This window comes from Pseudomonas sp. C6002, from assembly GCF_013385805.1.
Taxonomy (GTDB): Bacteria; Pseudomonadota; Gammaproteobacteria; order Pseudomonadales; family Pseudomonadaceae; genus Aquipseudomonas.
In genome coordinates this window covers 71,711-94,382 of record NZ_JACAPH010000027.1, presented here as the reverse complement: position 1 = coordinate 94,382, position 22,672 = coordinate 71,711, and the positions used below count along the sequence as shown (strand labels likewise).

Below are 22,672 nucleotides of genomic sequence, written 5' to 3'. Positions count from 1 at the left end.
TTATCGGCAATCAGCGGGTTTTTTCGCCTGCCGGGAACCGACACCATTGGCTCCAGAACAGAAAAACCTGGAGCCCTGCCATGTACTTGAAATACCCAATCAGTTGGACTGCCCTTGCCTTGGCAGCGGCCCTCACCGGCACCGCCGCCCAGGCTTCCATGCCGGCGGACCTGCCCGCCGATCAGAGCGTTGGCGCCATCGAGCAGGTGCACGCCTTCCACGATGCCATGCCCACCGGCGTGAGCGTTACCGAGACCGGACGCATCTTTGTCAACTTTCCTCGCTGGGGCGACGAGGTACCGTTTACCGTCGCAGAATTGCGCGACGGCAAAGTCGTACCCTACCCTGACCAGGCGATAAATCAGGCCAACCCCAAAGACCCGGCCAAAGGGTTTATCAGCGTACAAAGCGTGGTGGCCGACGGGCGCGGACGCCTCTGGATACTGGACACCGCGGCGCCTGGCTTCTCGCCTCCACAGCCAGGTGGTGCCAAGCTCGTCGCAGTTGAGCTCGCCACCAACAAGGTGGTCAAGACCCTCGTATTCCCGAAAAACGTCATGCTGCCCGGCACCTACGTCAACGACATGCGCTTTGATTTTCGCGTGGGTGACCAAGGCGTGATCTATATCACCGACTCTTCACTTACCGGCCCGGGCGCGATCATCGTCATGGACATCGCCAGTGGCACGGCCATACGCCGGCTCAGTGGTGCACCCTCGACCTCGGTCGACCCGAACTTCGTACCCACGGTCGAAGGCCAGGTCCTGAAAGTGCGGGATGCCAAAGGCGGCACCCAGCCTTTTGCCGTGGCTTCGGACGGCATCGCCCTGTCGGCTGATGGGCAGACCTTGTATTTCTGCCCGCTGTCGAGTCGGCACCTGTACGCCATCCCCACGGCACTGCTGCGTGACGAGACAGTCAGCGAAGCACGGCTCGAAATGGCGGTCAAAGACCTCGGGGAAAAAGGCGCCTCGGACGGGCTTGAAGCCGACGCCTCGGGGGCCGTGTATGCCGGCGACTACGAAAACAACAGCGTGCGCAAACGGCTGGCGAACGGGCAATGGCAGACCATCGTCCATGATCCGCGTGTGCTTTGGCCCGACACACTGTCAATCGGTCCTGATGGCTACCTGTACTTCATCGCCAATCAGCTGCACCGCCAAAGCATCTTTCACGCAGGCAAAGACTTGCGCCAGAAACCCTACAGCCTGCTGCGCGTGAAGATCGATGCCGCACCGGCGCCCACACACTAGCGGCGCCGAAGCATGAATATTGATGCGTTGAACCTGTTCATGCGATCAACAGAGCTGGGCAATATCACCGCAGCCGGCAGGGAGCTGGGACTCGCGCCCTCGGTGGCCAGCCACAAACTGGCGAAGCTTGAAGAATACCTGGGAATGCGCCTGCTGCATCGCACCACCCGCCAGGTCAGCCTGACCGAAGACGGTGCGCTGTTTCTGCCCCATGCAATCCGGGTGCTGGCAGCCGTGGACGAGGCCTATCTGGTCGCGGTGAAAGGCAAGGACGTGGCCAAGCGGGTGTTAAGAGTATCCGCCCCCGGGTCCTTCGCGCGGATGTGCCTGATGCCGGCCATCACCCGGTTCCTGCACGCCAACCCGAAGCTGAAGATCGACCTGATACTGTCCGATCAAATGCAGGACCTGACCGAGATCGGGATTGATGTGGCAATCCGCATCGCCGCCCTGAAGGACTCATCCCTGGTGGCGCGCAAGCTCGGCTGCGACAGACGCATCCTGTGTGCGGCACCCGCCTACCTCCAGGCGCATGGCGAACCGACTTCACCTGCGGAGCTGGTCAATCATTCCTGCATCCTGCTGGGCGACGAGGACCATTGGCGTTTCGTGGGTGCCCGGTCACACAAAGTCACGGCAATCAGTGGTTCGCTCAGAGTCAATTGCGGCGAAAGCGCACGGCTTGCAGCGGAAGGTGGGCTCGGCATCGTCTCTGTTTCACAGTGGAACGTCAGGCCCTCACTGGAAAGCGGCGCATTGGTGGAAATCATGCCGTCCTGTGTCCTGGAGCAAACCCGGGATATCTGGGCGATCTACCCCAGCGCGCGGTTGATCTCATCCAAGGCTCGGGCTTTCGTCGAGTTCATGATCGCCGAGTTCCAGGGCGATTTTTAGCATAGGGAAAAAATCATGACGGTGACTCACCAAGCTGCAGGCAGAACAAATCTCGCGAGCGGCCCACGCGTCGTTCGACTAGGGGTGACAGACTTGTCGTTCCATCGAGTTACCGCTGCGGTGGTAGCGCTGGTGTTGCAACGCATGGGCCTGACCGGACAAAGACGGCCGTTCGATTCCGAGGCCTTTTACGAATTCTGAATTCGCGGCAGGCTGGCTACAAGGGCCTGCTCACTGAGGCTAGTTTGGCGATGCAGATGTTCTGCAATCTCCCCAAACCGAGGATTCCAACATGCTCTACCTGGTTTTCAGCGGCACCATCAAAGAAGGCAAACAGGCCGAGTTCTATCGTGATGTAGCGGCCGTTTCACAAAAGCTCACCCACCAGCACGACAAGGCCGTGGTCTATCAATGGCATAAGGATGAAGAGAACCCCAACCGGTTCTTTCTCAACGAACAGTGGGAAAGCGTCGCGGACCTGCACGCGCATTTCGAAACGCTCTACAAAGCCTTCGGCCCGGCGAAACCCACCGAGCGCCTGCCGGCGAAAATCCTCGCGTACCTGGATGAAGCACAGGTGAACTTCTACCAGGCCATTCAGTAAATCGCACCCGGTCACCCCAGGGTGACCGGGACGCTTGCTCAGATCGCTGTCCTTTCCACCGGGTTGAGTTCGCTCAGCCGTCCCTCCTGGCGCGCAAACCGATTGGCCCGGGCAAACGTGCCGAAATCGTTGAAGCGCACGCCCATCTCAGCCATCACCTTGTGCGCCGGTTTCACCGTCATCTGGCGGATGTAGAACGGCTCCTTGACCACAAAGTGATGAATCCCGTGGGTACTGCCGAAATTGAAGCAGAACGCCTGCAACGGCCACAGCCACCACGGGTTGAGCACCTGGGTTTGCTGGATCACGTTGCCCGGCTCGATGTCGCCGTAGTAGTGCATGTTGGAGCTGACAAAGTGCAGGCAGAAGGTGCGCAGCACGTTGGGGCCGATGATCACCACGGCGGCGATGTCGATGATGTGCATCACCGCCAGCGTGTTGGCCGACCAGTCGATCGGCGCGCCCAGCAGGCTGGCGATGCCATTGGCGGCATGAAAGCCGAGGAACACATACCACGCGCCCCAATGCAGCAGCGCCAGCGGTGCGTAGACCAGCGCCGTGCGCTTGAGAATGCCCAGCTTGTGCTTCCAGGATGGTGCGCGCAGCACCCGGATCAGTGCCGACATGATGTTGTCGCCGACCATCAGCAAACGTGCCAGGCCCCACGGTTCACCGTTGGTGATCGCGCGCTCTTCGATGTCGGTTTCGCTGCCGGAAACCTTGTGGTGATTGAGGTGGATATGGCGTCGTACCCAAGGGTTGATGGTGCTGGGCCGCGCCAGCCACACCAGGCCCATCATCAGGTTGTGGGGCAGGCGCTGCTTGCGAAAGTACATGCTGTGGATCAGGTCGTGTTCCAGTTCGTGGGTCAATGACGCGAGGAATGCGTTGAGCAGCAGGCACACCCACCACGCCATGTGCCCGGTGATATACAGCGCCGCCGAACCCAGCATGCCCACCAGGGCAAAGGCCAGGATGCCCGCGCCCAACGCATCCTGATGCAGCAGCCAGGGGTGGCGCTGGCGCAATAACAGCCCCTCGGCCAGCACCACTTCACGGATATGCGCTGAACGCTGTTGTGCGTTCATCTGCCGGGGACTTGCAGAAGTACCGTCCATGCTTCCATCCTCTGTCTTATTGATGCGTACATCCTGCCCTATGCGATCTGGCGGGACGCTAGCCCCACACGCCAACCTGTTGACCGCAAGCGCCAATCAACATGACCGAACCGACCTCTCTCGCCAGCTGGACCCGCGCCCTGCGCAAGCAGCTCGACGCCCTGGGCCTCGACAGCGCCGCGCTGTGCGCCCAGGCCGGGCTCGACCCGCAGTTGATGGAAGATCCGAACGCGCGCTACCCGCTATCGGCCACCACGCGCCTGTGGGAACTGGCGGTACAGGCCAGCGGCGACCCGGCGATTGGCTTGCGGGTGTCGCGGTTTGTCAGCCCCACCACCTTTCACGCGCTGGGATATGCGCTGGTGGCCAGCGGCAGCCTGCGGGAAGTGTTCGAGCGGATCGTGCGCTATCACCAGGTGGTCAGCGACGCACTGAGCCTGGAGCTTAGCCGGGAGGGCGAACGTTACCGCTTTCGCCTGCAACAGCCCGCCGGTACACCCGCACCCGCGTTTGAGGCGATTGATGCGTTCGCCGCGATTTACGTGCGCACCTGCCGCAATCGCCTGGGCCGGGAGTACGCGCCGCTGGCGGTGTACCTGCGGCGGCCCGAGCCGGCTGATCCCAAGCCGTGGCACACGGTATTTCGCGCGCCGGTGTTTTTTGCCGCCGAGGAAGACCGTCTGGAATTTGCGGCCCGGGACTTTGACAGCCACCTGGACGATGCCAACCCCGAGTTGGCCGAGCACAATGAAACCGTGCTCAAGCGCACCCTGGCGCAACTGCGGCCGCTGACCTGGGAACGCAAGGTGCGTTCGGCCATCGAAGCGCAGTTGCCTGACGGTGAGCCGAGCGCCGAGCGCATCGCCCAGGCGTTGCATCTGAGTTTGCGCAGCTTGCAGCGGCATCTGGCGGATGAGGGCTGCCGGTTTGATGCGCTGCTGAACGAATGCCGGGAGAACCTCGCGCTGCTGCATCTGCGGGATCCCGAGTGTTCGCTGGCGGAGATCAGTCATTTGCTGGGGTTTGCCGATACCAGCAGCTTCAACCGGGCGTTCAAGCGCTGGACCGGGATGACGCCGGGGCAGTTTCGGGATGGGTTGAGGTAGCTGGAGTTGCGGTGGCTGCGAGGGCCTCTTCGCGAGCAAGCCCGCTCCCACATTTGACCACATTCCAAAGGATGTACTCGGTCAAATGTGGGAGCGGGCTTGCTCGCGAAAGCGGTCGATCAAACACCACAAAAGCCAGATCAGTCAGCGCCCGCGATCCCGCCGCAACACCTTCTTCACCCGCGCCACCAACGCCCGGGCCTCAAACGGCTTGAGCAAATAATCATCCTCATGCAATTCCAGCCCACGCAGCCGATCTTCAATCCCGTCAGGCGTGGTCAAAAACAACATCGGCGTCTCACCCTTCAACCGGATCGCCTGCTGCAGCTTCCAGGCATTCAGCCCCGGCAGCATCACATCCAGGATCACCAGGTCGTATTCGGTGCTTTCCACAAAGCGCAGGGCCGCCATGCCATTGGCCGCCACCTCCACCGTGTAGCTGGCCTCTTCAAGACTGCGGCCCATCGCCTCGGCCGCCTCTGACTCGTGTTCCACTAGCAGGACGCGCATAACACACCTCGAATAATCGTGAACGCAGGCTACCACCCTCAGGCATGCGCCGCCTCGCGCAAACGTTGCGGGTCGAGGATTTCGATCTCGCCATAGCCCAGGCGCACGATGCCCTGGCCTTGCAGGTCCTTGAGCAACGCATTGGTGGTCTGGCGCGACAGGCTCAGCATCGCGGCCAAGTCTTCCTGGGGCAGTTGCAGCACCTGCCGGGCCTGCTCGATGTCGCCATAGCCCTCGGCGATCATCAGCAGGCGGTGCGCCACCCGCACCGACGCCGGCATCAGGCTCAATTGCTCGATATTGATAAAGGTCAGGCGCAGCTTCTGGCTCATCAACAGGGCCATGTCGCGCCAGTAACGCGGAGTCTGTTCAAGAATGTGCAGCAACGCCGGCTGCGGCACCTGCAACAACGTACAAGGCCCGACCGCGCAAGCGTCGTGGGTGCGGGGCAACCCGTCGAACAGGGAGATCTCGCCGAACCAGTATGGCAACTCCGCCAGGCTCAACACTGCCTCCTTGCCCTGCTCGTTCACCGCGCTGATACGCAGGGAGCCCTCCAGCACCGCATACAACCCACACGGCGGATCGCCGCGTTTGAACAGGTATTGCCCCGCCGTCAGCTGCCGCAACCGGGCGCTGGCCAGCAAGCTATTCTGTAGATCAGCAGGCAGATGGCTGTACCAGTGACCGGTGGCCAGCCGTGGGTGCCATTTCTCTACATCCATGCGAACTCCGAAGATTGTCGGCCAGTTGACAGTGTGTCGTGGGCCTACAGGGCATGATCAAACATCCTACAGGAGGAACAACAATGAAAAGCCTCGTCGACCATCTCAGTCAATACGCCGCCTACCACCGCGACCCGCGCAATATCGCCAGCCACTTTATCGGCATCCCGCTGATTGTGGTGGCCGTGGCCGTGCTGCTGTCACGCCCCGAATGGACGGTGGCCGGGCTGTGGCTGTCGCCCGCGGTGGTAGTGGCGCTGCTTTCGGCATGGTTCTACCTGCGCCTGGAACTGGCGCTCGGCGTGCTGATGACGGTGCTGATGGGCCTGTCGGTGTGGGCCGGGCATGTGCTGGCGGCGCAAAGCACGCTGGTGTGGCTGAGCAGCGGCATCGGCATGTTCGTGGTGGGCTGGGTGATCCAGTTTGTGGGGCATTACTACGAGGGGCGCAAGCCGGCGTTTGTCGATGACGTGTCCGGGTTGATCGTGGGGCCGTTGTTCGTGGTGGCGGAGTTGGCGTTCCTGGTGGGGCTGCGGCATGACCTGAAGCGGCAGATTGAAGAGCGCTCAGGGCCCGTGGCCGTGCGGCACAAGAACGCCACGGCCTGAGCAACACTGGAGATCCAAATGTGGGAGCGGGCTTGCTCGCGAAAGCGGAGTGTCAGTCACCGGATGTACCGACTGAACCACCGCATTCGCGAGCAAGCCCGCTCCCACATGGGTTTTGCGGCGCTTTTAGGCTTTTTGCCAGACCTTGGGCTTGAAGAACAACGTCTCGCCCCGCGCCAAACCCGTCAGGCTGTCGTGGTCTTTCACCACTTCAGCCTCGATCAACTCGCTCTGGCCTTCGACCTTCAGGGTCACCCGGGTGGTCGCGCCAAGCGGGCGAATATCACGCACTTCAGCCGCGTGGTGGTCTTCCAGTTCATGGCGCGACAGCGACACTTCATGCGGGCGGAACAGCACGTGCTTGTCTTCACCCAAATGCAGGCGGTTGGAGTCCCCGAGGAAGTGATAAACAAAATCACTGGCCGGGTTTTCGTAGACTTCGCCCGGTGAGCCAATCTGCTCGATCACGCCCTTGTTCATCACCACGATGCGGTCCGCCACTTCCATGGCTTCTTCCTGGTCGTGGGTCACGAACACCGAGGTCAGGTTGATGTCTTCGTGCAGGCGCGCCAGCCAGCGGCGCAGTTCTTTACGGACCTTGGCATCGAGGGCGCCGAAGGGTTCATCCAGCAGCAGCACTTTCGGCTCTACCGCCAGGGCGCGCGCCAGGGCGATACGCTGGCGCTGGCCGCCGGAGAGTTGTTCCGGGTAGCGATCCGACAGCCAATCGAGCTGCACCATGTTCAGCAGCTCGTGGACTTTCACGGCGATCTGGCTTTCGGTGGGGCGCTGGTTTTTCGGTTTCATCCGCAGGCCGAACGCGACGTTGTCGAACACGGTCATGTGGCGAAACAGCGCGTAGTGCTGGAACACAAAGCCGACGTTGCGATCACGCACGTCGTGGCCGGAGACGTCTTCACCATGGAACACGATGTTGCCGGCATCCGGGGTTTCGAGACCGGCGATGATCCGCAGCAGGGTGGTCTTGCCGCAGCCGGACGGGCCCAGCAACGCCACCAGCTCGCCACTCTGGATGTCCAGATTGATGCTGTTCAGGGCCTTGAAGGCGTTGAAATTCTTGCTGACATTACGGACTTCGATCGACATGACTTATTCCTCACCAGCACTTTTGCGCAGGCGGTTGATACGGTTCTCGCTCCACTGCTTGAGCAGCAGGATGAAGAGCGCCAGGATCAGCAACAGGCTCGCGACGGCAAACGCGGCGACATGGTTGTATTCGTTGTAGAGGATCTCGACGTGCAGCGGCAAGGTGTTGGTCACGCCGCGAATGTGGCCGGACACCACCGACACCGCACCGAACTCACCCATGGCCCGCGCGGTACACAGCACCACGCCGTAGATCAGGCCCCACTTGATGTTCGGCACGGTGACATGCCAGAACATCTGCCAGCCGTTGGCGCCCAGGAGGCGCGCGGCCTCTTCTTCCTGGGTGCCCTGCTCCTGCATCAGCGGGATCAGCTCACGGGCCACGAATGGCACGGTGACGAAGATGGTCGCCAGCACGATGCCCGGCAAGGCGAACACGATCTGGATGTCATGGTCCTGCAGCCACGGGCCAAAGAAGCCTTGAGCGCCGAACATCAACACGTAGACCAGGCCGGCGATCACCGGCGATACCGAGAACGGCAGGTCGATCAGGGTCACCAGGATACTTTTGCCACGGAACGAGTACTTGCTCACGCACCAGGCGGCGCTGACGCCGAACACCACGTTGAGCGGTACCGAAATCACCACGGCGATCACCGTGAGTTTCAATGCCGACAGCGCGTCCGGCTCAAGGATCGCGGTGAAGAACGCACCCAGGCCATTCTTCAGGCCCTGGGACACCACGATAAACAGCGGCAGCAACAAAAACAGGAAGAACACCAGCCAGCCAAGGCTGATCAGGATGCGTCGGGACACCGCACTGCCACGACGGGCAGCGTTGGCCGAGGACGCGGCGGAAATAGACGATTGGGACATGTTCCGCGCCTCCTTATGGGTGTTCGATGCGCCGCTGCAGCAAGTTGATCAGCAGCAGCAGGACAAAGGAAACCACCAGCATCAGCACACCGATGGACGTGGCGCCGTGGTAGTCGTATTGGTCGAGCTTGACCATGATCAGCAGCGGCAGGATCTCGGTTTTCATCGGCATGTTGCCGGCGATGAAGATCACCGAACCGTACTCACCGACACCTCGTGCAAACGCCAAGGCGAAGCCGGTCAACCAGGCAGGCAGCAGCGCCGGTACCAGGATGTAGCGGAACACTTGCAGGGGCTTGGCGCCGAGACAGGCGGCGGCTTCTTCGATTTCCCGGGGGATATCGGCCAACACCGGCTGCACGGTACGCACCACGAATGGCAGCGTGACGAAGGTCAGCGCGAGAGTGATGCCCAGGGGGGTGTAGGCGATCTTGAAGCCCAGGTCGGCGGCGAACTGGCCTACCAGGCCAGTGGGCGTGTACAGCGCGGTGAGTGCAATACCGGCGACGGCGGTGGGCAGGGCGAACGGCAAGTCGATCATCGCATCGATGATCTTGCGCCCGGGGAAGGTGTAGCGCACCAGTACCCATGCCAGCAGGGTACCGATCACGCCGTTGATGATCGCGGCATACAACGCAGTGCCGAAGCTCAGTTTCAACGCCGCCAGCACACGCGGTGCGGAGATGATGTTCCAGAACTGATCCCAGGTGAGTTGAGCGGCATGTACAAACATCGCCGCAAGGGGGATGAGTACGATCAGGCTGAGGTACACCACGGTGTAGCCCAGCGTCAGCCCGAAGCCGGGTATGACGGGGGAGATACGACGCGACATAAGAGTCCTTGGTTAGCGGGTAGATACCACTGTAGGAGCGAGCTTCTGTGGGAGCTGGCTTGCCTGCGATGCCGGCACCTCGGTGTATCAGTTACACCGAGGTGATGCTATCGCGGGCAAGCCCGGCTCCCACAGAAAGCTGGCTCCTACAGTTTGATTTTGCTTACTGCGCCGAGTAGATCTGGTCGAACACGCCACCGTCATTGAAGAATTTCGGTTGGGCAGTTTTCCAGCCGCCGAAGTCTTTGTCGATAGTCACCAGGTCCAGTTTCGGGAACTGCTGGGCGTATTTGGCGGCGACTTTCTCATCGCGTGGGCGGTAGAAGTTCTTCGCCGCAATCTCCTGGCCAGCCGGGCTGTACAGGTGCTTGAGGTACTCGGTGGCGATCTCGGTATTGCCCTTTTTCTCGGCGTTCTTGTCGACCACGGCCACTGGCGGCTCGGCGAGGATCGACAGTGAAGGTACAACGATGTCGAACTTGTCGGCGCCGCCGTCTTCCTTCAGGGCCAGGAAGGCTTCGTTTTCCCAGGCCAGCAACACGTCACCCTGACCGTTGTTGACGAAGGTGATGGTCGAACCGCGCGCGCCGGTGTCGAGGATCGGCACGTGCTTGAACAGCTCTTTCACGTATTCCTGGGCCTTGGCTTCGCTGCCACCGGCTTTCAGGCCGTAGGCCCAGGCGGCGAGGAAGTTCCAGCGGGCGCCGCCGGAGGTTTTCGGGTTCGGGGTGATCACCGACACGTCTTTCTTGATCAGGTCGCCCCAATCCTTGATGCCTTTAGGGTTGCCCTTGCGTACCAGGAACACGATGGTCGAGGTGTACGGGGTGCTGGCGTCCGGCAGGCGGGTTTGCCAGTTTTCCGGCAGGGTCTTGCCCAGTTTTGCGATTTCGTCGATGTCGCCGGCCAGGGCCAGGGTCACGACGTCGGCGCGCAGGCCGTCGATTACCGCGCGGCCCTGCTTGCCCGAACCACCGTGGGATTGCTGGATCTTGACGTTGTCACCCGGGTGCGACTGCTTCCAGAAGCTGGTGAATTCAGCGTTGTAGTCCTGGTAGAGCTCGCGGGTGGGGTCGTAAGACACGTTGAGCAGTTCGTAATCCTTGGCAACAGCGGAACCGGCAAACACGGCACTGGCCAGTGCTGCCAGGGCATAACGGCGAATCGACGACATAGAAGGCTCCTGAAATTCTTGGGTGTTGGCTTTTTTCTTATAGTTGCGGGTCTTGCAATCGAATCGCCGGTGTTGCTCAGCTCGGTTTGTTGCCCGGGTTCTGCAAACGGAATTTCTCTTTGCGTTCGATTTGTACTACCTGGGCGTTGTGCACAGTGATTTCCACCGCGCCAAACCGCAGATCGCGCAGGGCGCTCTGGATCTCGCGCAAAATGGCTGCTTCGTCCTGGCCGTCAACGCTACGTAGAGATGCGCTCATGGTCGTGCTCCTGAAATGAGAAGTGCCTCGCAGTGGCGGCACTGCTTGCGGCGTGAGGGCGATAGTAGATAAGCGCGGATATTCTTAAAAATACTATTTAAGAATGTTTATATAACCAGAAAGAATTTTCTGGTGGGACGAGGGGTTGCGAGGGGTTTTGCGGGACGACCCGTGAAATAAAGCCGTGTGGAGATCCAAATGTGGGAGCGGGCTTGCTCGCGAAGGCGGTGGGTCAGTGACAGATTTGCTGACTGACCCACCGCCTTCGCGAGCAAGCCCGCTCCCACATTTTGGCCCTGTTTGAAATCAGGACAGGCGGTGGTTAACGAATTGTCGGCGCCCTCGCCCAATCCAGCTCACTGGCCGGCATCGGCCGACCAAACCAGTACCCCTGGCCCAGGTCACAGCGCTGTTCCAATAGAAACCGCGCCTGCTCAACCTGCTCGATGCCCTCGGCATGCACCTGCATGCCCATGCTCTGCGCCAACGCGATCACTACCCGCACAATCGCCGCATCGTCCTCATCCCATGGCAACCCGGCGACAAAACCCTGGTCGATCTTGAGCTTCTGCACCGGCAAGCGCTTGAGCCGCAGCAGCGATGAATAACCGGTGCCAAAGTCGTCGATGGCCAGGCGCAAGCCGAGCTCACGCAGGCGATGCATTTGCTCAAGGGCGACTTCCGGGTCTTCCATCACCGCGCTTTCGGTGACTTCCAGCTCTAAAAGCGCCGGATCCAGCCCCGTGTCGTGCAGCACCTTGGCTACTTGCTCATACAGCTCCCGCCGGGCAAACAGGCGGCTGGACACATTCACCGCGAGAAACGTCAACGGTGCACCGTCTGCCAGCCACTGGCACATCTGGCGGCAGGCCTGGTCCATGACCCAGGCGTCGATGTCGGCAATCAGCCCGGTGCGCTCGGCAATCGGGATGAATTCCCCCGGCGGCACCAGCCCGCGCTCCGGGTGCTGCCAGCGCACCAGGGCTTCGACGCCGATCATTCGGCTGTCTTGCAGGTCGTGCACTGGCTGGTAGTAAACCCGCAGCTCCTGCTGATCCAGCGCGCGGCGCAGTTCACCGGCCATTTCCACGCGGTGCTGGGCGTGGGCAGTAAGCTCTTCGGTGTACAAGGCGTAGCCTTCGCGGCCGGCGCTCTTGGCCTTGAACAACGCGGAGTCAGCGTTGCGCAGCAGTTGCTCGGCGCTCAGCGCGTCGCTGGGGAACAGGCTGATCCCGATGCTCACGCTGATAAACAGTTGATGGCCGTCGAAGATGACCGGTTCTTTCATCGCGTCGAGAATACGTTGCGCCAGGGCGGCGGCCTGGCCCACCTGTGGACAACTTTCCGCCAGCACCGCGAACTCGTCACCGCCCAGGCGCGCCAGGGTCACGCCGGGGCCGAACAGGCCTTGCAGGCGCTCGCCGACGGCCTTGAGCAACTGGTCGCCGACGTTATGGCCGAGGCTGTCGTTGATGATCTTGAAATGGTCGAGGTCGAGCAGCAGCAAGGCGCAGCCACGTTTATGGATCTGCGCGGAGGCCAGGGCCTGTTCGGCACGATCGGTGAACAGCAGGCGGTTGGGCAGGTCGGTCAGCGGGTCGTGATGGGCCAGGTGCGCCAACTCGCTCTCGGAGTGCTTGATGGCGCTGATATCGGAGAACACCGCGACGTAGTGGCTGATATGGCCCTGCTCATCACGGATCACCCGGATGGTCTGCCACTGTGGGTAGATTTCGCCGCTTTTACGGCGGTTCCAGATTTCACCGCTCCATTCACCGTCACGTTCCAGCGTCTCGAACATCGCCTGGTAGAAACTGGCCGAGTGGCGCCCGGACTTGAACAGGCTCGGCTGGTGCCCCAGCACATCTTCGCACTGGTAGCCGGTGATTTCGATAAAGGCCCGGTTGACGTGAACAATCAGCCCCTGGGCATCGGTGACCAGCACCCCTTCGCGGGTGCAATCGAACACGGCGGCGGCCTGGCGCAGGCGCTCGCGGTTTTCCTTCAGTGGCTGCTGGATCAGGTTCGCCCGGGCAAAGTGCGCGCAGAGCAGGTAGATCGCCAGGGCACTGAGGCTGACCCACAGGTAACCGCGTATCTGAAGCCAGCGGCCCAGCTCCACGGGTTCATCGATAAAGTTGATCAATACCTGATGGCTGAGCTGAATCCACACAATCGAAACCAGCAGGTACATCAGCCCGGCACGCAGGGCACCTCGGTATGAAAACAGCATATGTTCAGTAATCCTTACTAAAAAACCAGATTCGCCCTACAAAGGTTACGGATTATAGAATAAGAAACATCCAGTCACTCCTATCTGAAAGGGCGGCTGGTTTTATCTGTAGGCTTAGTGATAATGCGCAAGCTGGTTTTTTCTTTATCTGAGGGCCATACAGCCTATGTGGTACAACGGTTTTCTTGACTTGTCGGCCTGGCAACTGGTGGCAGTCACTCTGTTGATGACCCACGTGACCATTGTCGGGGTCACGGTCTATCTGCACCGCTATTCAGCCCACCGCTCCCTGGAGCTCAATGCTGGCCTGAAACACTTCTTCCGCTTCTGGCTGTGGCTCACCACGGCGCAGAACACCCGCGAGTGGACCGCTATCCACCGCAAACACCACGCCAAGTGCGAAACCGTCGACGATCCCCACAGCCCGGTGATCAAGGGCCTGTCCACCGTGCTGCGCAAAGGCGCCGAGCTGTATCGCGCCGAAGCCGAGAACCCCGAGACCCTGCGCATCTACGGCAAGAACTGCCCGGAAGACTGGATCGAGCGCAAGCTCTACACCCCGTACCCGCTGCTGGGCGTGGCGATCATGGGCGTGATCGACCTGCTGCTGTTCGGCACCATCGGCATCACCATCTGGGCCATCCAGATGATGTGGATCCCGTTCTGGGCTGCCGGCGTAATCAACGGCCTGGGTCATGCCATCGGCTACCGCAACTTCGAATGCCGCGACGCGGCGACCAACCTGATTCCCTGGGGCATCATCGTGGGTGGCGAAGAGCTGCATAACAACCACCACACCTACCCCAACTCCGCCAAGCTGTCGGTGAAGAAGTGGGAGTTCGACCTGGGCTGGGCCTGGATCAAAGTGTTCAGCTTCCTGCGCCTGGCCAAGGTGCAACGGGTCGCGCCGATCGCCCACCGGGTCGAAGGCAAGGGCAGCCTGGACATGGACACCGCGATGGCGATCCTCAACAACCGCTTCCAGATCATGGCCCAGTACCGCAAGTTGGTGATTGGCCCGCTGGTCAAGCAGGAACTGGAAAAGGTCGATCACTCGGTGCGCCACCAATTCCATCGCGCCAAGCGCCTGCTGTCGCGGGAAACCAGCCTGCTGGATGACCGCCACCATGTGCGCATCCAGAGCATGCTGGAACACAGCCAGGCCCTGAAAGTGATCTACGAGAAGCGCCTGGCGCTGCAACAGATCTGGCTGAAAACCAGCACCAACGGCCACGACATGCTGGCGGCGATCAAGGAATGGGTGCACGAGGCCGAGGCGAGCGGGATTCAATCCCTGCGGGACTTTGCCCATCAGCTGAAGACCTATTCGCTGCGGCCTGCCGCGGCCTGATACGGCTGTAGCGAGCCGATTTTTTGTGGCAAGGGAGCTTCTGTGGCGAGGGAGCTTGCTCCCGCTGGAGTGCGCAGCGCTCCCAAGATTTTGGGGCCGCTACGCAGCCCAGCGGGAGCAAGCTCCCTCGCCACAACAAGCTCCTTCCCCACAGCAGCCCCCTCCCCACCGCAGCTCCTTCCCGACAGCAGCCCCCTCCCCACCGCAACTCCTTCCCCACAGCAAGCCCCTCCCCCCCAACAAACTCGCTCCTACATGTTTCTGGCGCCATTTCTTGGTCGCCTCTAATCGGCGCTGATAACGGAACTTCGCAGCAAATTCCCCCTCTCAATCAACACTTCGCCATCCCGGCGGCCCTTGTTGTGACCGCTGCCCAACCCCGCGGCCTGCCCAGAGAGAGTTGTGCCGATGGTCCACGAAAAGACCTTCACCGACACCCCCGTCCTCGAACACCCACGACCGGCAGCCGCCGCTACGTTGCTGGCCCTGATGCATGCCCAGGGCGAAGTGGAACGGCTGAGTGAACGCGAGCAACTGCTGAGTTCGCTGTTGGTCAGTGTGAATGCCGTGCTCTGGGCAATCGAGTGGGACACTCGCCGCGTGCTGTACGTCAGCCCGGCCTATGAGCGGGTTTTCGGACGTACGGCGGGCATGTTGCTGACCGACTATCGGGAATGGCGCAACAGCATCCACCCCGAAGACCTCGACTACGCCGAGCACAGCCTGGCCCAGGTGCTGCACAGCGGCGCCGTGGAAGACCGCGAGTACCGCATCATCACCGCCGACGGGCAGATCCGCTGGCTCAGCGACAAGTGTTACATCAACCAGCAGGCCGAGCCCGGCCAGCCGGTGATCGTGGTAGGCATAGCCGAAGACATCACTGAAAAGAAGCAGCTGGAGCTGGAGCTGCACCGCCTGGCCACCACCGATGTACTGACCCGCAGCAGCAATCGCCGGCATTTCTTCGAGTGCGCCCACCACGAGTTTGAACGCGCCTGCCTGCAAGGCACGCCCCTGGCGTTCCTGTTGCTGGACATCGATGACTTCAAGGTGGTGAACGACACCTACGGCCACCTGGAAGGCGATCAGGTGTTGCAGCGTATCGCCGAGAGCGGTCGGGGAGTTCTGCGCCGTGGCGACCTGTTCGGGCGCATTGGCGGCGAAGAATTCGCCGCCATACTGCCCGGTTGTGCCCCGGAGATGGCAATGCAGGTGGCCGAACGCCTGGGGCACGAGATTGCGCAGCTGAGCTTCAGCCACGACGGTGAGAGCTTTGCGGTCACCGTCAGCCAGGGCCTGGCCAGCCTGACCGCCGAGGACGCCAACGTGGACAGCCTGTTTGCCCGCGCTGACGCGGCCATGTACGAGGCCAAGCGCCAGGGCAAAAACCGCGTGCTCCCCGGCTGACGCTACACGATGACCTGTGGGAGCCGGGCTTGCCCGCGATGCAGGCACCTCGGTGTGTCAGTTGTGCCGGGATGATGCTATCGCAGGCAAGCCAGCTCTCACACTGGCCCGCATCGCCTGCTAGGTTTTGCGCATACGCGTCAATTCCGGCAAACCCACCTTGAGCAAGCGTGCCGTCTTGCCTTTCGCCAATGCCTCGACGCCTTCATGCTCGGTCAGCCGCGCCAGTTGCGCCGCCAGGTTCATCACCAGCGCTTCGCGGGAATACACCCCGCCCTCCAGCGAATAAATCGCCGCGATCAACTGGCGCAACTCCAGCGGCAGGCGCCAGCGTGTGCGCAGTGCCGAGCCATAGGCCGCACCGAAGGTGTAGAGGGACTCGCCAATCGCTTCATCATCCAGTTCGCCACCGCCCAGCAGCCAGTCTTGCAGGCACCGCAGCAAGGCCAGGTCGCCAAGGCGATGGAGGATCCCGGCGCTGTAGCAGCGCTCGTGATCCAGGTCGAGCATGCGCGCCAGGCTGCGGGCGTAGTCGGCGGTACGCTGGGACAGCTGCCAATGACGCTCGGCGTAATCCACAAGGCTCGGGTCGCTCAGTACCACGTTGTGCTTGAGGGCGAGCCCCAGGATCAGGTTCATGCTCTGCCCCGCCGCCAGCTTGTGCAGGGCCATGCCCAGGGTCTGTACCGGCGAACCGTGATGGCCGGCGCTGTTGGCGGCGGCGATCAACACGGCAGTAATCTGCGGGTCCATGCGCACCTGCTCTTCCAGGCGCTTGAGGTCCAGGCCCTCCGGCTCCAGGCTATGTTGCACCGCAGCCTGCACGTCGACCCGCAGCGGCGCGCCGTCTGAGGCTTCCCGGCGCCGCTCCAGAAACACCGGCAAGGTCATGCCCGGCGCCAGGGCCGGGACTTCGCAATACACCGTCTCACCTTCGTTCAGCAGCAAGTCCTGCAGGCGCTGGGTCAGGCTTTCCATGTTCAGGGGTTTGGTCAGGTACGCGGTCGGTGCCAGCGGCAAGGCTTCGCGCACACTGGCGCTGTCGTTGCGGGTACTCAGCAGGATAAACGGCAACAGCGGCGTACGCCGTTGCAGGCGCACGCTGCGCAGCAGGCTCAGGCCATCGACGCCGGGCAGCTCCCAATCGGCAATGATCAGGTCATAGGGTTTGTCACGCAGCAACTCGGTGGCCCGCTGGCCATCGGCACACACATCCAGCCGTGCGTCACAGCGCACATTCAGCAACACCTGCTTGAGCAGATCTCGGGACCAAGGGTCGGTCTCGGCAATCAACACACGGGGTACAGCCGGTAAATCAACAGCAGTCATCCAGCACGCTCCATCGGCAATACCAGCACCTTAGACAAAGGAGCCGCCTGCGTACAATGAACAACGGCTGAATACCGTTCATCGGGCACAAAAAAACCCGCCTAAGCGGGTTTTTTGTCGATCAGGTCAACTTTTGATCACAGCTCGGAGAAGCACTCTTCGATGATCGCCAGGCCTTTGTCCAACTGCTCGTCCGGCGAAGTCAGCGGAACCAGCACGCGCAACACGTTGCCGTAGGTGCCGCAGGACAGCAGGATCAAGCCCTTGTCACGCGCCTTGGCCACCACGGAAGCGACAGCAGCGGCGTTCGGCTTATGGCTGTCGCCATCTTCGAACAGCTCGACCGCAATCATCGCGCCCAGGGCACGCACTTCACCGATCACCGGGTACTTGGCCTGGATAGCTTTCAGACCGGTCACCAGGCGCTCGCCCACAGCCTTGCAGCGGTCCAGCAGGTGCTCTTCTTCGAACACTTCCATCACGGCCAGGGCCGCGGCGCAAGCGATCGGGCTGCCAGCGTAAGTGCCGCCCAGGCCACCTGGCGCAATGGCGTCCATGTATTCAGCCTTGCCGCATACACCGGCCAGCGGGAAGCCGCCTGCGATGGATTTGGCGAAGGTGGTCAGGTCGGCGGCAACGCCCATCTGTTCCATGGCGAAGAAAGTACCGGTACGGCCGGCACCGGTTTGCACTTCGTCGGCGATCAGCAGGATGCCGTGCTTGTCGCACAGTTCGCGCAGGCGCTTCATGAAGGATTTAGGCGCGACGTAGAAACCGCCTTCGCCCTGCACCGGCTCGATGATGATGGCAGCGATATCACGCGGCTCGGCATCGTTCTTGAAGATGCGTTCGATGCTGGCGATAGAGTCGTCATCGCTCACACCGTGCAGCTCGTTCGGGAACAGCGCGCGGAACACGCCGCCTGGCATCAGGCCCATGCCGGCCGAGTACGGCACCACTTTGCCGGTGAGGCCCAGGGTCATCATGGTGCGACCGTGGTAGGCGCCGGTGAACGCGATCACGCCGGCACGGCCAGTGGCGGCACGGGCGATCTTCACGGCGTTCTCTACCGCTTCGGAACCGGTGGTGACCAGCAGGGTTTTCTTGGCGAAATCACCCGGCACCTTGGCGTTAACTTTTTCGCACAGCTCAACGTACGGCTCGTAAGCCAGTACCTGGAAGCAGGTGTGAGTCAGCTTGTTCAGCTGTTCGGTCACGGCGGCGATGATTTTTGGGTGCACGTGGCCGGTGTTCAGCACGGCGATACCGCCGGCGAAGTCGATGAACTCGCGACCTTCAACGTCGGTCACGGTGGCGTTCTTCGCCGACTCGGCGAAGATCGGGTGAATCTGGCCAACACCGCGTGGTACAGCGGCTTCGCGGCGTTTCATCAGGGATGCGTTGGTCTTGCTCATAAAGTCCTCATTCGCCACTCATCGGGTGGCGTGGTCCAAGGAATACGTGGCGGGGAGGCAACTACGGCAGCATGCGATGATCGACTGCCACAGCTTTCCCGGCCACTACGAATAACGGGGTGAAACACGCAAAGGGACAGCGCTCTCGTGCCCTTTGCGTTTGCAACAATGCCTTGCCGGGCTTAGATGCCCAGGCAGAGGTATTTGATTTCCAGGTAATCCTCGATCCCGTACTTGGAGCCTTCACGGCCCAGGCCCGAAGCCTTGATGCCGCCGAACGGCGCCACTTCGTTGGAGATCAACCCGGTGTTGACGCCGACCATGCCGTATTCCAGGGCTTCAGCCACACGGAACACACGGCCCAGGTCGCGGGCATAGAAGTAGGAAGCCAGGCCGAACTCGGTGTCGTTGGACATCGCGATCACTTCGGCTTCGTCTTTGAAGCGGAACAGCGGCGCCAGTGGGCCGAAGGTTTCTTCCTTGGCCACGGCAGCATCTTTCGGCACGTTGACCAGGATGGTCGGCTCGAAGAAGTTGCCTTCCATCACCTTGCCGCCAGCCAACAGGGTCGCGCCTTTGCTCAGGGCATCAGCGATGTGCTCCTGAACCTTGGCCACCGCCTTCTCGTCGATCAGCGGGCCGGTGGTGGTGCCCTCTTCCAGACCGTTGCCGATCTTCAGCTTGGCCACTGCCACTTTCAGTTTCTCGGCGAACGCGTCGTACACCGAATCCTGGATGTACAGGCGGTTGGCGCAGACGCAGGTCTGGCCGTTGTTGCGGTACTTGGAAATGATCGCGCCTTCGACGGCCTTATCCAGGTCTGCATCGTCGAACACGATGAACGGCGCGTTGCCGCCCAGTTCCAGGGAAACCTTCTTGATGTCCTTGGCGCATTCGGCCATCAGCTGGCGACCGATTTCGGTGGAGCCGGTGAAGGACAACTTACGCACGATCGGGTTGCTGGTCAGCTCGCTGCCGATATCGCCGGCGCTGCCGGAGACCACGCTGAACACGCCTTTCGGAATCCCGGCACGCTGGGCCAGTTCAGCCAGGGCGAACGCGGAGAACGGGGTTTGCGACGCAGGCTTGAGCACCATGGTGCAACCGGCAGCCAGGGCCGGGCCGGCTTTACGGGTGATCATCGCGGCCGGGAAGTTCCACGGCGTGATGGCAGCGGTAACGCCGATTGGTTGCTTGATCACGATCAGGCGCTTGTCCGGCTGGTGGCCGGGAATCACATCACCGTAGACGCGCTTGGCTTCTTCGGCGAACCACTCGATGAACGAAGCGGCGTAAACGATTTCGCCCTTGGCTTCGGCCAGCGGCTTGCCTTGTTCCAGGGTCATCAGGCGAGCCAGGTCATCCTGGTTCTCGATGATCAGCTCGAACCAGCGGCGCAGCTTGTTGGCGCGGTCCTTGGCGGTAAGTGCACGCCAGGCCGGCAGGGCCTTGTCAGCTGCTTCAATGGCGCGACGGGTTTCGGCGGCGCCCATTTTTGGCACGGTACCGAGGATTTCGCCGGTAGCGGGGTTGTTGACCTTGATCGTTTGACCGTTGTCCGCATCGACCCAAGCGCCATCAATAAAGGCTTGCTGGCGGAACAACTGGGTGTCTTTGAGCTGCATGTCGGCTTTCCTTAACAGCACCGCGCACGCGCGGAGCGAATTAGAGTTGTTGAAAGGCGCCTTGAGGGCTGCCGTCAGGGAAATCATTCACTGGGCGCAAGCACGTAAATAGCGCACGAAAGGACAAATGTGCGGTTCAGCACCCAGGCAGGAGCGTTTGAAATCTCAAACGAATCCTAGGATCAATGGGGGTGCAGGGCAATAGTCTGTTCGAAAAAAAGAACGAAAACGGCGCATTTGCTCGATTATTCTGATCAGCGTGTTTCGGGCGAGTTCCACCGTATTGCGCCGAGATGCCCGGCACAGGGCGTCAGCGGCGCGTATTCCTACCGGTGGCCGGGCGAAAAGCGGCATGGACGCCCAAGGTCGACATGGGTATGATGTCGCCCGCACAAGCATCCGTAGCTCAGCTGGATAGAGTACTGCCCTCCGAAGGCAGGGGTCGTGGGTTCGAATCCCGCCGGGTGCACCAGATACAGATGAAAAAGCCCCAGGTCGAAAGGCCTGGGGCTTTTTTGTGGGCGCAAGATAAGGAGGAAGATGCAAATAAAGTAACAGTTTTCTGGCTGACCATAAGTTCCTCGAACAGCAAAGTGAAAGCCCGAGTGACGCCACACATAGAAGGGCGGGCGCTTGCATCGATTTCAAGCTGGAGGGACTCGCACATGCCTAAAGTGATGCACCAATGATCCAGGGTTACCCTAAGCCTTGGCAGAGCTACCAGGACCAACTTGAGATATTGATAGCCCGCGGAATGATCGTTACAGAGCGATCTAAAGCCTCACTCACCAATTGATGAATATCATCAATCCGTCATCAAGCTGGGGACGACGGCTGAAAGCACTATTGGAGAATGACTTTCCAGACTTGTCCCACCTTGATCTGAATTTGGAGGGCATGGGAGTGGATCACCACTGGCAGGAGCGCGATTGGTAATCGAAAAAAACAAGGCAATAAAAAACCCCTGAGCAATTGCTGCACCGAAGCGCATCAACCGACAGGGGCCGTGTTGCGAATGATTATAAAGGCCGGAAGTCTCTCGTCAACCACCGACTGGCGACCTCCACCTCAAGGATTTTTCAACGCCTCCAACCGCGCCGGCAGATCCTCCTTGGGAAAGCGCTTATGCAACTCCAGCAGCTTCTCATCCGCCGCCTTCGCCTCTCCCGCCTGCCGCAACCGCAGGATTTCCTGCAGCCCTTGCTCCAATGGCGGCAGCACAACAGCCGAGCGCTTGCTCATCTTCGCCACCGGCTCATCCGCCAGCGAACCCGCGACTTCTGCCTGCACCTGCGGCGCACTGTCAGCCTGCGGAGCCACGGAGAATCGAGCCATCGGCGCGGCTGCCGGGGCCGGACGGGCCAGTTCCTGCGGGGCGGCCGCGTAAGTCCCTGTGGATAACTCCGGCTGCGGCACCGGCGAGCGCGTTACCAAACCAATCATCAGGGCCACACCCGCGACGGTGGCAAACGCCATCTGCCAGCGCGGTCGTTGGCAGGCCTGTAACCAACGCTGCCACAGGCCGGGTTGCCGCACCGGTGCTTCACGGTGGGCGGTGGCCAGGATGAAGGCGTCCAGGGAAGCCGGCGGCTCGCCGCTGGTGTGTTGACGGAAATGCTCGATCAGCAGCTCGTCGTTCGAGTCCTGGGTATGTCGGGGGTCAGTCATGCGGGTACCTCCTCGGCCAGCAGTCGGCGCAGTTTCTGCTGGGCGTAACGCAAGCGGCTTTTTACCGTTTCCAGTGGGGCGCCGGTGAGCGCGGCGATTTGTGGCACTTCCAGCTCGCCATGCAGGCGCAGCAGGAACACTTCGCGCTGGTCTTCGGGCAAGTCTTGCAGTGCGCTGTCCAGGCGCGCCTGATCACGGCTCAGGCTCAGCAGTTGCTCAGGCCCGGCGCTGTCGTCGGGCTGGCCGTGAAGCTGCTCATCGTAGCTTTCGTGCAGCGGGTTGTGGATGCCGTGCTTGCGCCAGTGGTCGATCAGGCGGTTGCGGGCAATCTGGAACAGCCAGGTGCGAAAACTCGCCCGGCCCTGTGGCTCGCTGGTGCTGCGGATCAGGCTGAGCCAGGTGTCCTGGAACACTTCCTCGGCCAGTTCGGCCTTGTTGCTCAAGGACACCAGAAAACGGTACAGGCCCTGTCGATGCCGCGCATACAGGGCCTCGAACGCTGCACCGTCGCCGCTGCGGTAGCGGGACAGCAGGGCTTCGTCGCTGGGTGAATCCATCAGGTGGCGCACTCCTTTGAG

At 61.3% G+C, this 22,672-nt stretch carries 21 protein-coding genes and 1 tRNA gene; 8 read left to right on the top strand and 14 right to left on the bottom strand.

What is annotated here, in order from left to right; genetic code table 11:
- Positions 1–80: 80 nt before the first annotated feature.
- The 3 genes from HX817_RS17650 (at position 81) to HX817_RS17640 (ending at position 2,751) form a co-directional block, all read left to right on the top strand.
- Positions 81–1,253, top strand: coding sequence for an L-dopachrome tautomerase-related protein (locus tag HX817_RS17650; protein WP_177040716.1), 1,173 nt, complete (start codon positions 81–83; stop codon positions 1,251–1,253).
- A 12-nt stretch (positions 1,254–1,265) separates the two neighbouring features.
- Positions 1,266–2,147 (top strand): LysR family transcriptional regulator, encoded by an 882-nt coding sequence (locus HX817_RS17645; RefSeq protein WP_003218126.1) that lies wholly within the window; start codon positions 1,266–1,268, stop codon positions 2,145–2,147.
- Between the two features lie 292 nt (positions 2,148–2,439).
- Positions 2,440–2,751 (top strand): putative quinol monooxygenase, encoded by a 312-nt coding sequence (locus HX817_RS17640; RefSeq protein ID WP_003218128.1) that lies wholly within the window; start codon positions 2,440–2,442, stop codon positions 2,749–2,751.
- A gap of 38 nt (positions 2,752–2,789) precedes the next feature.
- On the opposite strand, the gene HX817_RS17635 is transcribed toward HX817_RS17640, so the two are convergent.
- Complete coding sequence (locus HX817_RS17635) at positions 2,790–3,869, bottom strand: fatty acid desaturase (RefSeq protein ID WP_177040714.1); 1,080 nt, start codon at positions 3,867–3,869, stop codon at positions 2,790–2,792.
- A 101-nt stretch (positions 3,870–3,970) separates the two neighbouring features.
- Here HX817_RS17635 and HX817_RS17630 point away from each other — a divergent pair, with 101 nt between their 5' ends.
- On the top strand, positions 3,971–4,975 hold the full coding sequence (locus tag HX817_RS17630) for an AraC family transcriptional regulator (RefSeq protein WP_003218131.1): 1,005 nt from the start codon (positions 3,971–3,973) through the stop codon (positions 4,973–4,975).
- 144 nt (positions 4,976–5,119) lie between these two features.
- Here HX817_RS17630 and HX817_RS17625 read toward each other — a convergent pair whose 3' ends face one another.
- Positions 5,120–5,485, bottom strand: coding sequence for a response regulator (locus HX817_RS17625; protein ID WP_003218132.1), 366 nt, complete (start codon positions 5,483–5,485; stop codon positions 5,120–5,122).
- A 38-nt stretch (positions 5,486–5,523) separates the two neighbouring features.
- Positions 5,524–6,210 (bottom strand): Crp/Fnr family transcriptional regulator, encoded by a 687-nt coding sequence (locus HX817_RS17620; protein WP_003218134.1) that lies wholly within the window; start codon positions 6,208–6,210, stop codon positions 5,524–5,526.
- 83 nt (positions 6,211–6,293) lie between these two features.
- Here HX817_RS17620 and HX817_RS17615 point away from each other — a divergent pair, with 83 nt between their 5' ends.
- Entirely contained in the window at positions 6,294–6,818 is a 525-nt protein-coding gene (locus HX817_RS17615) for a DUF962 domain-containing protein (protein WP_003218136.1), read from the top strand.
- A 126-nt stretch (positions 6,819–6,944) separates the two neighbouring features.
- Here HX817_RS17615 and HX817_RS17610 read toward each other — a convergent pair whose 3' ends face one another.
- The 6 genes from HX817_RS17610 to dibA form a co-directional block, all read right to left on the bottom strand.
- On the bottom strand, positions 6,945–7,925 hold the full coding sequence (locus HX817_RS17610; RefSeq protein WP_003218138.1) for a sulfate/molybdate ABC transporter ATP-binding protein: 981 nt from the start codon (positions 7,923–7,925) through the stop codon (positions 6,945–6,947).
- A gap of 3 nt (positions 7,926–7,928) precedes the next feature.
- On the bottom strand, positions 7,929–8,801 hold the full coding sequence (cysW, locus tag HX817_RS17605) for a sulfate ABC transporter permease subunit CysW (protein WP_003218139.1): 873 nt from the start codon (positions 8,799–8,801) through the stop codon (positions 7,929–7,931).
- A 13-nt stretch (positions 8,802–8,814) separates the two neighbouring features.
- The gene (cysT, locus tag HX817_RS17600) at positions 8,815–9,633 is read right to left on the bottom strand and encodes a sulfate ABC transporter permease subunit CysT (RefSeq protein WP_003218141.1); all 819 of its coding nucleotides are present in this window, start codon (positions 9,631–9,633) and stop codon (positions 8,815–8,817) included.
- Between the two features lie 163 nt (positions 9,634–9,796).
- A complete protein-coding gene (locus HX817_RS17595) occupies positions 9,797–10,807 on the bottom strand; it encodes a sulfate ABC transporter substrate-binding protein (RefSeq protein WP_003218143.1) in 1,011 nt (336 codons plus the stop codon).
- Positions 10,808–10,883: 76 nt separating this feature from the next.
- Positions 10,884–11,066, bottom strand: coding sequence for a sulfur starvation response protein OscA (oscA, locus tag HX817_RS17590; RefSeq protein WP_003170956.1), 183 nt, complete (start codon positions 11,064–11,066; stop codon positions 10,884–10,886).
- A gap of 322 nt (positions 11,067–11,388) precedes the next feature.
- On the bottom strand, positions 11,389–13,299 hold the full coding sequence (gene dibA / locus HX817_RS17585) for a phosphodiesterase DibA (RefSeq protein ID WP_177040712.1): 1,911 nt from the start codon (positions 13,297–13,299) through the stop codon (positions 11,389–11,391).
- Between the two features lie 166 nt (positions 13,300–13,465).
- Here dibA and desA point away from each other — a divergent pair, with 166 nt between their 5' ends.
- Together desA and HX817_RS17575 are read left to right on the top strand one after the other, a co-directional pair.
- On the top strand, positions 13,466–14,650 hold the full coding sequence (gene desA / locus HX817_RS17580) for a delta-9 fatty acid desaturase DesA (protein ID WP_087693634.1): 1,185 nt from the start codon (positions 13,466–13,468) through the stop codon (positions 14,648–14,650).
- Positions 14,651–15,058: 408 nt separating this feature from the next.
- Entirely contained in the window at positions 15,059–16,057 is a 999-nt protein-coding gene (locus HX817_RS17575) for a sensor domain-containing diguanylate cyclase (RefSeq protein ID WP_003218149.1), read from the top strand.
- A gap of 120 nt (positions 16,058–16,177) precedes the next feature.
- Here the strand turns inward: HX817_RS17575 and HX817_RS17570 are convergent, their stop codons facing one another.
- The 3 genes from HX817_RS17570 to gabD form a co-directional block, all read right to left on the bottom strand.
- Positions 16,178–17,386 (bottom strand): HDOD domain-containing protein, encoded by a 1,209-nt coding sequence (locus HX817_RS17570; protein WP_177040710.1) that lies wholly within the window; start codon positions 17,384–17,386, stop codon positions 16,178–16,180.
- Positions 17,387–17,523: 137 nt separating this feature from the next.
- The gene (gabT, locus tag HX817_RS17565; RefSeq protein WP_003218153.1) at positions 17,524–18,801 is read right to left on the bottom strand and encodes a 4-aminobutyrate--2-oxoglutarate transaminase; all 1,278 of its coding nucleotides are present in this window, start codon (positions 18,799–18,801) and stop codon (positions 17,524–17,526) included.
- 182 nt (positions 18,802–18,983) lie between these two features.
- Positions 18,984–20,426, bottom strand: a complete 1,443-nt coding sequence (gabD, locus tag HX817_RS17560; protein WP_003218155.1) for an NADP-dependent succinate-semialdehyde dehydrogenase — start codon at positions 20,424–20,426, stop codon at positions 18,984–18,986.
- 395 nt (positions 20,427–20,821) lie between these two features.
- Between gabD and HX817_RS17555 the strand changes: the two genes are divergently transcribed.
- A tRNA-Arg gene (locus HX817_RS17555) sits at positions 20,822–20,898 on the top strand.
- 596 nt (positions 20,899–21,494) lie between these two features.
- Here the strand turns inward: HX817_RS17555 and HX817_RS17550 are convergent.
- A complete protein-coding gene (locus HX817_RS17550; protein WP_177040708.1) occupies positions 21,495–22,094 on the bottom strand; it encodes a hypothetical protein in 600 nt (199 codons plus the stop codon).
- Positions 22,091–22,651, bottom strand: coding sequence for an RNA polymerase sigma factor (locus HX817_RS17545; RefSeq protein WP_177040705.1), 561 nt, complete (start codon positions 22,649–22,651; stop codon positions 22,091–22,093). Before HX817_RS17545 ends, HX817_RS17550 begins: the two co-directional genes overlap by 4 nt.
- Positions 22,652–22,672: the final 21 nt, after the last annotated feature.

Bases quoted from the DNA above. Each gene is read 5' to 3' on its own strand.
- HX817_RS17635 (WP_177040714.1), bottom strand. From the start codon at position 3,869: ATGGACGGTACTTCTGCAAGTCCCCGGCAGATGAACGCACAACAGCGT.
- HX817_RS17630 (WP_003218131.1), top strand. From the start codon at position 3,971: ATGACCGAACCGACCTCTCTCGCCAGCTGGACCCGCGCCCTGCGCAAG.
- oscA (WP_003170956.1), bottom strand. From the start codon at position 11,066: ATGAGCGCATCTCTACGTAGCGTTGACGGCCAGGACGAAGCAGCCATT.
- gabT (WP_003218153.1), bottom strand. From the start codon at position 18,801: ATGAGCAAGACCAACGCATCCCTGATGAAACGCCGCGAAGCCGCTGTA.
- HX817_RS17595 (WP_003218143.1), bottom strand. From the start codon at position 10,807: ATGTCGTCGATTCGCCGTTATGCCCTGGCAGCACTGGCCAGTGCCGTG.
- desA (WP_087693634.1), top strand. From the start codon at position 13,466: ATGTGGTACAACGGTTTTCTTGACTTGTCGGCCTGGCAACTGGTGGCA.
- HX817_RS17620 (WP_003218134.1), bottom strand. From the start codon at position 6,210: ATGGATGTAGAGAAATGGCACCCACGGCTGGCCACCGGTCACTGGTAC.
- cysT (WP_003218141.1), bottom strand. From the start codon at position 9,633: ATGTCGCGTCGTATCTCCCCCGTCATACCCGGCTTCGGGCTGACGCTG.
- HX817_RS17615 (WP_003218136.1), top strand. From the start codon at position 6,294: ATGAAAAGCCTCGTCGACCATCTCAGTCAATACGCCGCCTACCACCGC.
- HX817_RS17610 (WP_003218138.1), bottom strand. From the start codon at position 7,925: ATGTCGATCGAAGTCCGTAATGTCAGCAAGAATTTCAACGCCTTCAAG.
- HX817_RS17645 (WP_003218126.1), top strand. From the start codon at position 1,266: ATGAATATTGATGCGTTGAACCTGTTCATGCGATCAACAGAGCTGGGC.
- HX817_RS17570 (WP_177040710.1), bottom strand. From the start codon at position 17,386: ATGACTGCTGTTGATTTACCGGCTGTACCCCGTGTGTTGATTGCCGAG.
- cysW (WP_003218139.1), bottom strand. From the start codon at position 8,801: ATGTCCCAATCGTCTATTTCCGCCGCGTCCTCGGCCAACGCTGCCCGT.
- HX817_RS17640 (WP_003218128.1), top strand. From the start codon at position 2,440: ATGCTCTACCTGGTTTTCAGCGGCACCATCAAAGAAGGCAAACAGGCC.
- HX817_RS17550 (WP_177040708.1), bottom strand. From the start codon at position 22,094: ATGACTGACCCCCGACATACCCAGGACTCGAACGACGAGCTGCTGATC.
- dibA (WP_177040712.1), bottom strand. From the start codon at position 13,299: ATGCTGTTTTCATACCGAGGTGCCCTGCGTGCCGGGCTGATGTACCTG.
- HX817_RS17545 (WP_177040705.1), bottom strand. From the start codon at position 22,651: ATGGATTCACCCAGCGACGAAGCCCTGCTGTCCCGCTACCGCAGCGGC.
- gabD (WP_003218155.1), bottom strand. From the start codon at position 20,426: ATGCAGCTCAAAGACACCCAGTTGTTCCGCCAGCAAGCCTTTATTGAT.
- HX817_RS17575 (WP_003218149.1), top strand. From the start codon at position 15,059: ATGGTCCACGAAAAGACCTTCACCGACACCCCCGTCCTCGAACACCCA.
- HX817_RS17650 (WP_177040716.1), top strand. From the start codon at position 81: ATGTACTTGAAATACCCAATCAGTTGGACTGCCCTTGCCTTGGCAGCG.
- HX817_RS17625 (WP_003218132.1), bottom strand. From the start codon at position 5,485: ATGCGCGTCCTGCTAGTGGAACACGAGTCAGAGGCGGCCGAGGCGATG.